This window comes from Psychrobacter aestuarii, from assembly GCF_904846035.1.
Classification (GTDB): domain Bacteria; phylum Pseudomonadota; class Gammaproteobacteria; order Pseudomonadales; family Moraxellaceae; genus Psychrobacter; species Psychrobacter aestuarii.
On sequence record NZ_CAJGYT010000001.1, the window covers coordinates 2,477,684 to 2,490,324 of the forward strand.

Annotated in this window: 9 protein-coding genes and 1 pseudogene; 3 read left to right on the top strand and 7 right to left on the bottom strand. The window is 50.3% G+C overall.

Annotation, left to right across the window (positions count from 1 at the left end):
- Positions 1-95: 95 nt before the first annotated feature.
- The 3 genes from prmA to mrcB all read right to left on the bottom strand — a co-directional run bounded on the left by prmA (position 96) and on the right by mrcB (position 4,367).
- Positions 96-1,016 (bottom strand): 50S ribosomal protein L11 methyltransferase, encoded by a 921-nt coding sequence (gene prmA, locus JMW05_RS10635; protein WP_201505224.1) that lies wholly within the window; start codon positions 1,014-1,016, stop codon positions 96-98.
- A gap of 135 nt (positions 1,017-1,151) precedes the next feature.
- Positions 1,152-1,967 carry a tetratricopeptide repeat protein gene (locus JMW05_RS10640; RefSeq protein WP_201505225.1) on the bottom strand — a complete coding sequence of 272 codons (816 nt, stop codon included), beginning with the start codon at positions 1,965-1,967 and terminating at the stop codon, positions 1,152-1,154.
- Between the two features lie 54 nt (positions 1,968-2,021).
- Positions 2,022-4,367 carry a penicillin-binding protein 1B gene (mrcB, locus tag JMW05_RS10645; RefSeq protein ID WP_406947477.1) on the bottom strand — a complete coding sequence of 782 codons (2,346 nt, stop codon included), beginning with the start codon at positions 4,365-4,367 and terminating at the stop codon, positions 2,022-2,024.
- A gap of 295 nt (positions 4,368-4,662) precedes the next feature.
- Between mrcB and JMW05_RS10650 the strand changes: the two genes are divergently transcribed.
- Positions 4,663-7,338: a heavy metal translocating P-type ATPase gene (locus JMW05_RS10650; protein WP_201505227.1), complete on the top strand. Its 2,676-nt coding sequence runs from the start codon at positions 4,663-4,665 to the stop codon at positions 7,336-7,338.
- Positions 7,339-7,448: 110 nt separating this feature from the next.
- Here JMW05_RS10650 and JMW05_RS10655 read toward each other — a convergent pair whose 3' ends face one another.
- A complete protein-coding gene (locus JMW05_RS10655) occupies positions 7,449-8,168 on the bottom strand; it encodes a Bax inhibitor-1/YccA family protein (RefSeq protein WP_201505228.1) in 720 nt (239 codons plus the stop codon).
- Positions 8,169-8,502: 334 nt separating this feature from the next.
- Between JMW05_RS10655 and JMW05_RS10660 the strand changes: the two genes are divergently transcribed.
- Both JMW05_RS10660 and JMW05_RS10665 read left to right on the top strand, forming a co-directional pair.
- Positions 8,503-9,492, top strand: a complete 990-nt coding sequence (locus JMW05_RS10660) for an NAD(+) kinase (protein WP_201505229.1) — start codon at positions 8,503-8,505, stop codon at positions 9,490-9,492.
- Positions 9,493-9,557: 65 nt separating this feature from the next.
- Complete coding sequence (locus JMW05_RS10665) at positions 9,558-9,872, top strand: YeaC family protein (protein WP_201505230.1); 315 nt, start codon at positions 9,558-9,560, stop codon at positions 9,870-9,872.
- A 91-nt stretch (positions 9,873-9,963) separates the two neighbouring features.
- Here the strand turns inward: JMW05_RS10665 and JMW05_RS10670 are convergent, their stop codons facing one another.
- From JMW05_RS10670 to JMW05_RS10680, 3 genes and pseudogenes are all read right to left on the bottom strand, one after another.
- Positions 9,964-10,338: a HopJ type III effector protein gene (locus JMW05_RS10670; protein WP_227691513.1), complete on the bottom strand. Its 375-nt coding sequence runs from the start codon at positions 10,336-10,338 to the stop codon at positions 9,964-9,966.
- A 120-nt stretch (positions 10,339-10,458) separates the two neighbouring features.
- Positions 10,459-10,626: pseudogene (gene csrA, locus JMW05_RS10675) on the bottom strand (carbon storage regulator CsrA); the annotation flags it as partial.
- 393 nt (positions 10,627-11,019) lie between these two features.
- Positions 11,020-12,306 carry an aspartate kinase gene (locus JMW05_RS10680; RefSeq protein ID WP_201505231.1) on the bottom strand — a complete coding sequence of 429 codons (1,287 nt, stop codon included), beginning with the start codon at positions 12,304-12,306 and terminating at the stop codon, positions 11,020-11,022.
- Between the last annotated feature and the right edge of the window lie 335 nt (positions 12,307-12,641).

The window sequence follows — 12,641 nt, forward strand, 5'->3', positions numbered from 1 at the left end:
GTCTACCTTGTGGATACGACAAACCGACTTGATGCTTACGATAAGTAAAAATCACAAACTAATGTTGCTATCCTAACAGATGTAATCAAATGTTGCTAGCCTGTAAAAGTACCAGATAAACGCTGCCAATGGTGGTCTTCTTGAGTGGTAAAGGCATGTACGTCATCCAACGTAAAGTAAGGCTGATAAGCGTCGATGACCGACTCGGTCTGTGACTCAATCAAACCCGCCAACACAATGCGCCCCTTGGGCTTTAACATGCTTGACAGATAAGGCGCAAGCTCAATTAAAGGCTTTGCCAAGATATTAGCAACCACCACATCGACAGGCACAATGTCGCTGTCTTGGCAATAAGCCTGAAAGTCCTCAGGCAAAAAGGCTTGCAGACGGTCGCCAACATGATTGCGCTCGGCGTTTTGCACCGTCGCCAACACTGCTTGTGGGTCGATATCCACTGCATACACTTGACGCGCACCCAAAAGCAGCGCTGCCACGCCCAGAATGCCAGAGCCGCAGCCGTAGTCAATGACGACTTTGTCTTTTAGGTCTTGTTCTGTCAGCCAATCCAAGCACAGACGCGTCGTCGCGTGATAGCCTGTACCAAATGCCAAGCCTGGATCCATGATGATGTTGGTCGCGTCAGCTTTTGGTGGCGTGAGCCAGTTGGGGACAATCCATAAATCATTGGCACACTCAATCGGGTGGTAATGACTCATCCATTCGCGCTCCCAGTCTTTGTCATCGACAGCGGTGAGCCACAGACGGCTGGCGTGCACTTCTGCAGCGATATTTTGGCTGAGCTGCTCAACCGCTTGACGACTCTCGGCATCGGTATCGAACAGACCTGTTAAAATCACCTCATCCCACAGTGGCGACTGCCCAGGCAGCGGCTCAAACAATGGCTGATCGCCTGCATCATCGAGCGAGATAGAAAGTGCGCCTGCCTCAAGCAATAACGCCTCTGCCAAATCGACGTGTGCTTTTTCACATTGTAAATGAAGCTGTTGCCATGCCATAACGGTCACCTTGTGTCCTAAAAATAAAACGATAAAAAATAAAGGGTGAACAAATAAAAATAAGTGATGATAGCCACAGGCGTGACTATATCACTATTAGGACGCCACACATTTGAATAGTGTGGCGTTTTTATATCAGCGTAATGCTTGCTGCGCCTCTTGTATCACCCGCGCATTGTTTTGTTGTTGCCCTGCGCGCAGTATCAGCTGCCACAGCGCACGTCGCCGTACTGCATCTTCAGAGACGCTCAGACCACGCCTTGCCATAGCTTCGGCTTTGTGTGGTTGGTTCTTTTTTAGGGCGACTTGCGATAAATAAAAATATACCGCAGAAGACTGGGGCACCAAGCGCTGTGCGCGTGTAAAGTTGCCTTCTGCTGCGGTCAGCTCGCCACGGCTCAGCTGTTCGACACCCACCTGCATTAAGTTGCGAAAGGCTGGCAAGTTGTCATTGCTGCTCGAACTGCGCGCAGCGGGTCGTGCTGAATGTTGCCTTGCTTGCTCCAGCAGCTCTTGATGCGAAGGTGGTCGGGGCGGCGGTACAATGATGGGTTCTTGAGGTATCGGAATGATAATGACCTCAGGCTCAATGATGACCGTGGGCGCTGGTCGGTTGGGCGGCTCTACCGCCTCAATATTAGGGTCAGCGTAGCGCGTGTCGTAAGGGGCGTCATCACCTTGAGCAGTGCTTGGGTTAGCGCGTGTCGCTTGATGACGAGACATGTCCGCTGTTGGGACGTCGGGCTTGGACTCAAAGCGCGACTCATCGGTTGGACTGTGATTGACCGTTATACTGTGCGCAGGGATGGTGGCGGGCTTTGGTGCCGCACTCGTCATCGCACTTTGCGGGCTTTGGCACGCGCTAAGCCATAGGCTACCGAGCACCGCGCCGAGCATCCAATGATAGCGCGGCACGGCGGTGGATATGGACAAGGGGTGAGCGGGCGTCATGGCAACTCTCTTAACAAATGGCGGGTATCCTCAGCACAAATCATAGCGCTACCTTTAGAACCATTCAAGCGCGCGTTCATACCATGTGTCCGCACGGCGCTCAGAGCCATTGTCCTCTTCAATCACTTCACTGTTTGGAATGTCTAGACCTTCTTGACGACGCTGGCGGTTGATACGGCTTTGCTCTTGCTGCCATGCCATCTGCTCACGGGCGCGCTCTTCTTGATAGATATTCAAAGCGCAGCTGCTGGCCTCTCTTGGCAAGTAATTGGACAATACAGGCAAGTAGCGTGCATTTGCGCAGCGCTCATTAGACAGCTTGCCTGAGTTGTTCTCAAGCCATAGCCACTCAATGCCTTCAGGCTCAGGTATCGATACTGGCGTGAGTTTGAGGCGGCTCATGTAGTCTTCCCACACAGGCAATGCGCCTGAACCGCCGCTTAGACCGACAGATTTGTTGTCATCACGTCCGACCCACACCACGCTGACGTAGTTGCCGCTATAGCCTGCAAACCACGCATCACGGTAGTCATTGGTCGTGCCTGTCTTACCTGCCAAGTTTAAGTTGCTGCCAAGCGACTGGATACGCTTTGCAGTACCTTCTTTGACCACCCCTTGTAGGGCATAATTGATCAAAAAGTTGGTATCAGGCGGGATGCTGCGTTTGGTATTCAGCCCCGTGCGCTGCAAAATACGCCCTTTGTCATCAATGACCGTGCGGATACTGTGAATCGGTGTGCGAAAGCCACCAGTGGCAAACACTTGATACACCCCAAGCATGTCCATAGGGCTAAGGTTGACAGAGCCGAGCAGCACGGATGGGTAGCTTGGGATTTCTTCTTTTACCCCAAGGCGGCGCAGCTGCTTGGCAAAGGTGCCGACACCAAACTCCATACCTAAGCGCACCGCACTTTGGTTGTAAGACTTGGCAAGGGCGGTGGTTAGGGGCACAAACCCATGGTCGCGGCTGTCGTAGTTCTTAGGTGTCCATGTTTTGCCATCAGGCAGCTCAACAGTGATGGGGGAGTCGTCCACCGAGCTTGCCAAATTGTAGCGTCCGCTTTCAAGTGCGGTCATATAGATGACGGGTTTTAGCAGCGAGCCGACTTGACGTTTGGCATCGACAGCGCGGTTAAAGCCTGTAAATTCACTACCACTGCCGACCACCGCGACCAGCTCGCCCGTTTCTGGATTGGCACTGACCAAAGCGGCTTGCAGCTCTTTGGTCTTGCTGCCACGACGACGCAGCTCACCGAGTTTTTTCTCAACCGCTTTATCAGCAGCGAGCTGAGTGACGGGGTTTAAGGTACTGATGATGGTTAAGCCTTCATTTTTAAGGTCATCATCATAATAGACGTTGTTTAGCTCGCGCTTAACCATGTCCAAAAAGTCAGGGAACAGGTTTTTGCCTTCAGCGGCTTTGTCCACGATACCCAGCGGCTTTTTAATTGCCGTATCATACTCTTCTTGCGTAATCTTACCCATGGTCAGCATGTTGTTTAGCACGGTATCACGGCGATTTTTTGCCGCTTCAGGATGGCGACGCGGGTTATACACGCTCGGACCTTTTGCCATACCGACCAATAAGGCTTGCTGATCGATGCGCAGCTCGTTTAACGGCTGGTTAAAATAAAACTGCGACGCCAAACCAAAGCCATTGATGGAGCGCTTGCCATTTTGACCCAAGTAAATCTCGTTCAGATACGCTTGGAGTATCTCATCTTTGCTATAATGCAGCTCAAGCAATACCGCCATTAAGGCTTCGTTGGCTTTGCGTTTGAGCGTGCGATCTGAGTTTAAATAAAAGTTTTTAATCAGCTGCTGGGTGATGGTCGAGCCGCCCTGTCTTGAGCCGCCAGTGAAGTTATTGACAATCGCGCGCCCAATACCGCGTACCGAAACGCCTTTATGCTCATAAAAGCCGCGGTCTTCGGTAGAAATCAAGGCATCAATCAATGGCTGGGGCACGTCACTTAACGACACCACCATGCGGTCTTCATTGTTATCAGGATAGATGCCGCCGATATTGACAGGCTCTAGGCGAATAATGCCTGTTTTACTCTGCTGCGTGCTTTGGATGGACTTGATTTCGCCGCCTGAGATACTCATCTTAATGACTTGTTCAGGGTCGATATCATTGGCGCTGTAAGTAAAGCCGCGGGTATGAATGTAATAGGTGCTGCCTGATTTGTGAAAGCTGCCCGTACGGTCATAGCTTTTATTGCTGCGGTAGTTGAGCAGCTCCAGCCATTTTTTGATGGTGTCATTATCCACACTCGCGCCTTGATACAGCTCAAGCGGTTGCGAGTAGACTTTGGCAGGAATATCCCAGCGCTTGCCTTCAAATTTGTGGGTAATGGTACGATCAAGCTTGACCAAATACAGTGCCAACAGCACCATACCGACGATGACAATAAGCAGTAAAATCGTACTAAATACCAGTCCGCGCTGTGCGGTTGATGACGTACTGGGGACTTTTACAAGAGTGGATTTCGACTTTTGCACTGATGCGGCACCGTTCTGCGATAAAAAACTGCCTCATGATGACGCAAAACGACAAAATTTTCAATCTATCATACGCAGCAGTCGACCATCGGTAGCGATGCTGCGCTGTAGTAGACACGCTTGAGCTGCTTTATCAGCCCCAAGGTGTCTTATTGCTTCGTATTTACCATCTAAGGAAGACTTCGCTGTTATGTCTGACACCTCAAGTTACGCCCCAACCTCACAGCAAGATGCCATCAGCCAAGGTTTGATACTGCCTTTAGCGGGTCACTGCTTTCATTGCGGTGATGCGCTGCCGAGTCCGCCGTTTATGGCGACGGTACTTGGCGCGCCGCGTGAGATGTGCTGTATGGGCTGTCAGTTGGCGGCTGAGAGTATCGTGGAGGCGGGTCTTGAGCAGTATTATCTGGATCGCTCGGAGATTAACCGTACCGCCAGTCTACCAGCAGAGATGATGCGGCTGAACGCCTATGACCACGAAGAGATTAAGTCACAGTTCGTTTATCATCAAAATGCGCTGTCTGTCGCGGAGCTGTCGGTCAATAATCTGCGCTGTGCGGCGTGTACGTGGCTGATTGAGTCGCGTCTGCTCAGCCTTGATGGGGTCGATGCCTGCCGCGTGAACTTGACCAATCAGCGTATGCAGGTGGCGTGGGATGAGGACAAGCTGCCCATCAGCCAGATTTTAGCGACCATCGGCGATATTGGCTATGAAGCAAAGCCGTATCGTCAAGACACGCATGAGGCGATGCTCGCAAAGCACAACAATAAGATGATACTGCGTCTAGGTATTGCTGCGCTCGGTGCGATGCAGGCGATGATGTATGCGGTGGCGCTATATTTTGGTGAGTACAGCGGCATGATGATATTGCAGCGCGACTTTTTGCGCTGGGTGTCGCTCTTTGTCAGTATTCCTGTGTTCTTTTATGCCGCCATTCCGTTTTTTGTTTCTGCGTATACAGCGGTGCGCGCGCGGCAAGTCAATATGGATGTGCCTGTCAGTGTGGCCTTGATTGTCACCTTTTTTGCCAGTCTTTATGCCACGTTAACGGGCAGCGGGCATACTTATTATGACTCGGTCAGTATGTTTGTGTTTTTCTTGCTGGCAGGGCGCTATATTGAGCACAATGCACGGCTGAAAGCGGCGACGATGGCCAATGATTTGGTGGTGGTTGAGCCAATTTTGGTACAAAAAGTCGGCACAGATACCGACGCTGCTGCCCAAATTCAGCAGCTGCTAGCCGCAAATGTCACGGAAAACAATGAAAGCGACCAGCAAAATAGCCTAAGCAAAATAAGCAATATCAATGCAAAAACCCGTTTAGAGATTGCACAAAAAACGCTGACAACTTGGCAGGCGCAGCAAACAAACGACTCAGACAATCTGGTGACCAGTAAAAGTCTGCGCGTCGGCGACATCATCAAAATCGAGGCAGGCTCAGAGATTATCAGTGATGGTATTTTGCTGAGCACCACCGCGACCGTATCGCAATCACTGCTCACAGGCGAGGGCGATTTAATCGTCAAGCAGCAAGGCGATCACATCATCGGCGGCGCGCAAAACGACAGCCAGCCGTTTATGATGCTGGTCACCGCCGTACCAGAAGACAGTCAGATTGGCTTGATTGACCGTCTGATGAACCGCGCTATGAGCGAAAAGCCCAAACTTGCGCAGCAGGCGGACAAGCTGGCACGCTGGTTCGTCGCGCGTATCTTGGTATTGTCGGTACTTGTGTTTATCGGCTGGTATTTCGTTGACCCAAGCCAAGCAATATGGGCGACTGTCGCCGTCTTGGTCGCGACGTGTCCGTGCGCGCTGTCCCTTGCTACGCCTATTGCCTTGACGGTCGCTACCAACCGCTTGGCCAGCTACGGCTTTTTGACCACGCGCGGGCACACCTTGCAGACCTTAGCGCACATCACGCATGTGGCGTTTGATAAGACAGGCACGCTCACGTATGGCAAGCCCAATCTGCTACAAACGGTGTTGATGGATGATGCCTTAGCAGACACCGCTGAACAAAAAAATCAGCTGCTGGCAATCGCCGCCGCGCTTGAGGTGGGCAGTCGCCATCCTATTGCACATGCGCTACTGAGCGCCGCCTATCAGCTGCATTTGCCTGCAACAGAGGACTTGACCCACTATCCAGCGGGCGGGGTACAAGCGGTGATTGACGGCGTTATTTACCGTATCGGACACCCTGCCTTTGCTTTAGACGATGACGCTGCTGCCGATAGCATCCGCGCCGAACCACAACAAGCGAGCCTTGTGGTGGTATTGTCCGACTGGCAAGCTGACACAGGCACATGGCAAGCCAAAGCAGGGTTTTATTTTAATGACAAAGTCCGTGACAGTGTGCCTGAGCTGCTCGATAGCCTGAAGCGCTATGGTCTACAACCTTTAATGCTGACAGGCGACCCGAGCGCCCAAGCCATGCAAATTGCCGCGTCACTCGGTATTGATGACGCGCACAATGCGCTATCGCCTGTCGATAAGGTCGCGCGCATCAAAGACTTGCAGCAACAAGGCGCTGTCGTATTGATGGTCGGTGATGGTATCAATGATGCACCTGTACTCGCTGCCGCAGACGTTTCGACCTCGATTGCAGGCGCGGCGGATTTGGCGCAGGTCTCCAGTGACAGCATCATCTTAAATGGCAAAATCGAAGCCATCGGTAAAGCAAAGCATATTGCCGACAAGACTGAGCGCATTATTAAGCAAAACTTCCGCTGGGCGCTGGCATACAATGGCATCGTACTGTTGCCTGCGGTGCTTGGCTACGTGCCGCCATGGCTGGCTGCTATCGGTATGTCATTAAGCTCACTGGTCGTCGTGTTAAACGCCTTGCGTCTAAAACGCGCGTAACCTTGAATCAACCCTTAACCATACCCTTGTACCTATACTATCAACCAGCACGCATAAAAAAACCGCCTTATACCAAGGCGGTTTTTTATTACATACAATAAAGCGATAGATTAGTCTTGCAAGTAGCTGAGCAGACGCAAGAATTCAATGTACATCCAGACCAAAGTCGCCACGATACCCACACTGAAAATCCACTCATAGTCTTCCGATACACCCATAGCCACACCGCGCTCGATGTTGTCAAAATCCAGCAGCAAGCTGAATGATGCAATCACGACCACAAACAAGCTAAAGCCAATCGCAATCATGCCACCATCAAACAAGAAGGGCAGGCTTGAGCCAAAAATCGCAAAGCCCCACTGTACGATGTACAGCAACATGATGGCAAACACAGCAGACATCAGGATAGAGCGGAACTTTTCAGTCACTTTAATAACGCCTGAGCGATACAGACCCAACATCACTGCGGCTGTCACAAAGGTTGCACACAACGCGGTCAATGGTACACTTGGGTACATCGCCGCAAAAATCATAGAAATGCCGCCTAGGAACAAGCCTTCGAGCAGGGCATAAGGCACGGCAAGCGTTTTGGCCAGATGTGGTTTAAACATCATCAAAAAGGCGATACCAACCCCTGCAAACATGCTGATGATGGCGGTCATGTAAATAAAGCCGCTAGACAGACCAGCGGTTAAGGCGTAGAAAAAAAAGCCCAAACCCGATAGGGCAGACAAACCAAGCAACATGCTGGTTTTTTGTACCACTCCTTTGACGGTCATCGGCTTACCACCGACCGCAAGCTCTGTGCGACTGACAATAGGATTTGCCATACATATGTCCTTAATAATATAAATAAACAGATATAGATACCTGTTACTCTAGCAAACCGAGTACTATTGTCAACTGTCTTTGCGTGAGCGTAAAGCCCGCAAATTGTCGCAACTGTACAAAGGGTATGGCTGTGTAACAGGCTATCAGACTGTCTTATTGAAAATACTTATATGGTGGCAAAGCGGGCAGATACAAGTAAGCCAAATGCGCGCCATTTGCCAGCACACAACGCCGCGCGGCGCACACAGCTAACAACGACCAACAAAATAAGCTAGTTTAGCCAACGGTTTACCGTTATTATGATGATGTTTTATTCTTAATCCGAGTCGATTTATGGAAAACTCAGCGCAGTCTGCACGCCTGCCGCACCTACACGAATCCGAGCTGTTTTGCGCCATCAAAAATCCTGCGTTTCGTCGTATTGGGTTGATGGGGCGCGCGGGTAAGCGCAGTGTGACCAAAAGCTTGGTGCAAATCGCGCAGACCATCAATGAGATGAACCTGACTTTGATTATGGATGAGCAAACCGCGCACCTGCCAACCTTAGATTTGACGGAGATTGAGCGTGTCAAAATCGTCAAGCGCGGCTTGATTGGTGAGATTTGTGACTTGGTCATCGTGGTGGGCGGTGATGGTTCTATTCTACACGCCGCCGAAGCCTTGGCGCGTTACCGTGTCCCCGTGCTGGGTATCAACCGTGGGCGGCTCGGGTTTTTGGCAGATGTGCGCCCTGCAGATGCCGCGTTTAAATTGCGTCAAGTCTTGATGGGCAACTATCAGCTTGACCATCGGTTTTTACTGACGATGGAGATTCGTGAAGGGCGTAAGATTTTGTATGAAGATATGGCGCTGAACGATGTGGTGCTGCATGCGGGCAAGTCGGTACACATGATTGATTTTCAGATGAAAATCGATGGTCATGACGTCTATCGCCAGCACAGTGACGGCTTGATTGTCGCGACCCCGACAGGCTCGACCGCTTACGCGCTCTCAGGGGGCGGTCCGATTATCCACCCGAGTATGGACGCCATCTGTCTGGTGCCCATGCACCCGCATACCTTATCGAGCCGTCCGATTGTGGTCAGTGGCAATAGCGAGATTTGTATTCGTATCCACGAAGACAACCGCACTCAGCCGATGGTCAGCGCTGATGGCAAACAAAGCATGCCACTCGAGCAAAACCACCGCCTCTATATCCGTAAGCACCCTGACAAGCTGACCTTGTTGCACCCGCCAGGCTTTGACTTTTATGAAGCGTGCCGCACCAAACTGCATTGGAATGTGCATGCCGATGAGTTCAGCCTTGAGACCGATGACGATTGAGTCGGTGGCATCTGTGCGCAGGCGTGATAAAATAGCGCATCATATACAAAGAGCATGAGGGCGATATGGACAAACAAACGGTATTGGCGAGCCTAACTCCTGAATTGGTAGACAAGTTTCGCACCGCTATTGAATTGGGCAAATGGGCAGACGGTCGTCCGCTGACACCCGAGCAGCGCGAGACCTGCATGCAGGCGGTCATGATTTGGGAGCATGAGCATTTGGCTGCCAGTGAGCGCACAGGCTATATTCATAAACCCGTCAAAAAAGACGGCAGCATAGTAGGTGAGGAATGCGATGTCGAGCACGAGCACCATTATCCCAATATGCCAAACCCCAAAGGGGACATTCAGCCTATCAAATTTCGCAATAAATCTTAACGGCCATTGACCAAGCACAAACAGCGCACAACAAAAAGCCGCATTATGCAAATGCGGCTTTTTATGGTCTAAAAAAAGGTCGCCTGCACTATTACAGCGATGCGGTATCCACACTTGGACGCGGGGTCAACGGGTTTTCTTGCATTAAAAAGCCCTGCCAGCCCCAATGTAAAAAGTTACGGATATTGGCGTGGTCCGTACCGTTAGGCGTTGCCAGCACTTTGGCGTAATGTTCGCCAAACAGCTGCAAGGTGTCTAACTGATTCAAACCGTGATGCTTGGCAAAACCAAATACTTTGGCGCTGCCTTCATTTTCACCAGCATTGTTATGCACCATGCCATTCACAAAAGGCACGGGCGTATAACGGTAAAAATCATCAATAAAGCTGATGACATCATTAAAGGTGATGGCTTTTTTTTGCAAGCCATTGAGTAAAGCAGAAACGTCTGATTGGCGAATGCTCATAGTTCATAAACCTCAAGTCAATAAAAAGCGATTTAATGAAGGTTAGCGATTAAAATAATCCTCATCATCAAACGATGGTGCAAAACTGCCTTGCTCCAAATGCTGCATCTGTGATTGTACCGACCGCTCGTGCTGGATACGCTGATAAATCTCTTCGCGGTGTACCGCAATGTCTTTTGGCGCATTCACGCCCAAGCGCACTTGATTGCCCTTGACGCCCAAGACAGTCACACTGACTTCGTCGCCAATCATTAAAGTTTCGCCCACGCGGCGTGTCAAAATTAGCATGCGTCACACTCCTTATGTCGCATTGATAGGTTATAGCTCATTAAATGGTATCTCAATTACAAAGTATTACAGCATAGCCATTGCAGCTTGCCACAATTGTTGACGAAGTGTCTAGAATAAAAACACAGTTTTCACGTATCAACGGTCGGGCAATACAATATAAAACATGATGCTGACAAAAAAATTCATTTAGCCCAAATGAGCCACCCATTATAGGCGGCATAGACAAAACTGTCACGGGTTTTCAGTAAAACCGCACGTCACGTCGTGTCGCATTTTGTGTCAGCTTTGCTCATTATCAAGGTCAGTTGCAAAATGGCGCTGCCAAAAAATAAAAAATAGGGTCACAAAGGACCCTATTTTTATATCGTCACCTGCTGGTAACAAGGACGCTTATTGTCCAGCGACCTTGCTCTCGCCGTCTTCACGGTCAAGACCAAAAGCGGTGTGCAGTGATTTGACCGCTTTTTCTAGGTGCTGCTCTTGGATTAGGACAGATACCTTGATTTCGCTGGTTGAAATCATTTGGATGTTGATGTTGTTTTCAGCCAAAGTTTGGAACATAAGGCTGGCAACACCTGCGTGCGAGCGCATGCCAACACCTACTAACGAAACCTTAACCACATCGCTGTTGCCGATGATTTCTTTGGCATTAATCTCATTTTTAACTTCGTTGTTCAGCACTTCAAGCGCTTTGTCCATGTCGTTACGATTCACGGTAAAGCTAAAGTCAGTCGTGCCATTGGTCGCGACATTTTGGACAATCATATCGATTTCGATATTGGCGTTGCCGACTGGGCTTAAAATCGCTGAGGCGATGCCTGGGTGGTCAGGTACGCCGCGCACCACAATCTTTGCTTCGTCACGGTTAAAGGCGATACCTGAGATGATAGCCTGTTCCATGTTGTCTCCTTCATCTTTTGTAATTAGGGTGCCGACGTTGTTTTTAAAGTCGTCATCAAAATTGCCATCTGTGTCTTCATCAAAGCTCGACAACACGCGTAATGGCACGCTGTATTTACCAGCAAACTCAACCGAGCGAATTTGTAAAATCTTTGAGCCTAAGCTTGCCATCTCAAGCATTTCTTCAAAAGTGATTTTTTTGAGCTTTTTGGCTTTTGAGGTCACGCGTGGGTCAGTGGTGTAGACGCCATCGACATCGGTATAAATCTGGCATTCATCGGCTTCAAGCGCTGCCGCAATCGCCACGCCCGTGGTGTCTGAGCCGCCACGACCTAGAGTCGTTGCATTGCCGTCAGCATCAATACCTTGAAAGCCTGCGACAATCACGATGTTACCTGCATCCAGCTGCTCGCGGATGTTTTGGTCATCGATGCTTTCAATACGCGCTTTATTGTGGGCGTTGTCGGTCTTAATCGCCACCTGACGCCCTGTGAATGAGCGTGCGCCAATCCCCAGCTCTTTGATTGCCATCGCAAGCAATGAGATAGAGACCTGCTCACCGGTTGAGACCATTTGGTCGTATTCACGTGGGTCAGGATGCTTGCTGATTTGGCGCGCCAAATCAATCAGACGGTTGGTTTCGCCGCTCATGGCAGAGACCACCACCACGACCTGATGACCGTTGTCGTGCCAGCGCTTGACACGCTTGGCGACGTTTTTGATGCGGTCGATACTGCCCATCGAGGTGCCGCCATACTTCTGTACTATTAACGCCATAAATATTTACCTATGATTCATCGATGACCGTCTGTGTCTGCGTGCGGTGATGGGACACCGCGTGCGCACTCAGCCATCATTCATCCTTTGGCAGCCTTTTTGCCATACAGCTGCTTAAAATAATAAAGCAGTGAGACAAGGGAACAAGGTGCGCAATCATGAATAATGCTCGGTGCGACAACTCCGTGCTATACAGACCCCTATGCGTTCTTTTTTCTAAATGATGTCCTTTATACCACAATCAACGCTGATGGTTAAGCGGTGCGCTGACGGATTGCACGCTATAACGCCGTTTTGATGGCGATTTTGTGCCAATCCGTCTGCCAAACGTGGAT

Bases quoted from the DNA above. Each gene is read 5' to 3' on its own strand.
- prmA (WP_201505224.1), bottom strand. From the start codon at position 1,016: ATGGCATGGCAACAGCTTCATTTACAATGTGAAAAAGCACACGTCGAT.
- JMW05_RS10640 (WP_201505225.1), bottom strand. From the start codon at position 1,967: ATGACGCCCGCTCACCCCTTGTCCATATCCACCGCCGTGCCGCGCTAT.
- mrcB (WP_406947477.1), bottom strand. From the start codon at position 4,367: ATGGTGCTGTTGGCACTGTATTTGGTCAAGCTTGATCGTACCATTACC.
- JMW05_RS10650 (WP_201505227.1), top strand. From the start codon at position 4,663: ATGTCTGACACCTCAAGTTACGCCCCAACCTCACAGCAAGATGCCATC.
- JMW05_RS10655 (WP_201505228.1), bottom strand. From the start codon at position 8,168: ATGGCAAATCCTATTGTCAGTCGCACAGAGCTTGCGGTCGGTGGTAAG.
- JMW05_RS10660 (WP_201505229.1), top strand. From the start codon at position 8,503: ATGGAAAACTCAGCGCAGTCTGCACGCCTGCCGCACCTACACGAATCC.
- JMW05_RS10665 (WP_201505230.1), top strand. From the start codon at position 9,558: ATGGACAAACAAACGGTATTGGCGAGCCTAACTCCTGAATTGGTAGAC.
- JMW05_RS10670 (WP_227691513.1), bottom strand. From the start codon at position 10,338: ATGAGCATTCGCCAATCAGACGTTTCTGCTTTACTCAATGGCTTGCAA.
- JMW05_RS10680 (WP_201505231.1), bottom strand. From the start codon at position 12,306: ATGGCGTTAATAGTACAGAAGTATGGCGGCACCTCGATGGGCAGTATC.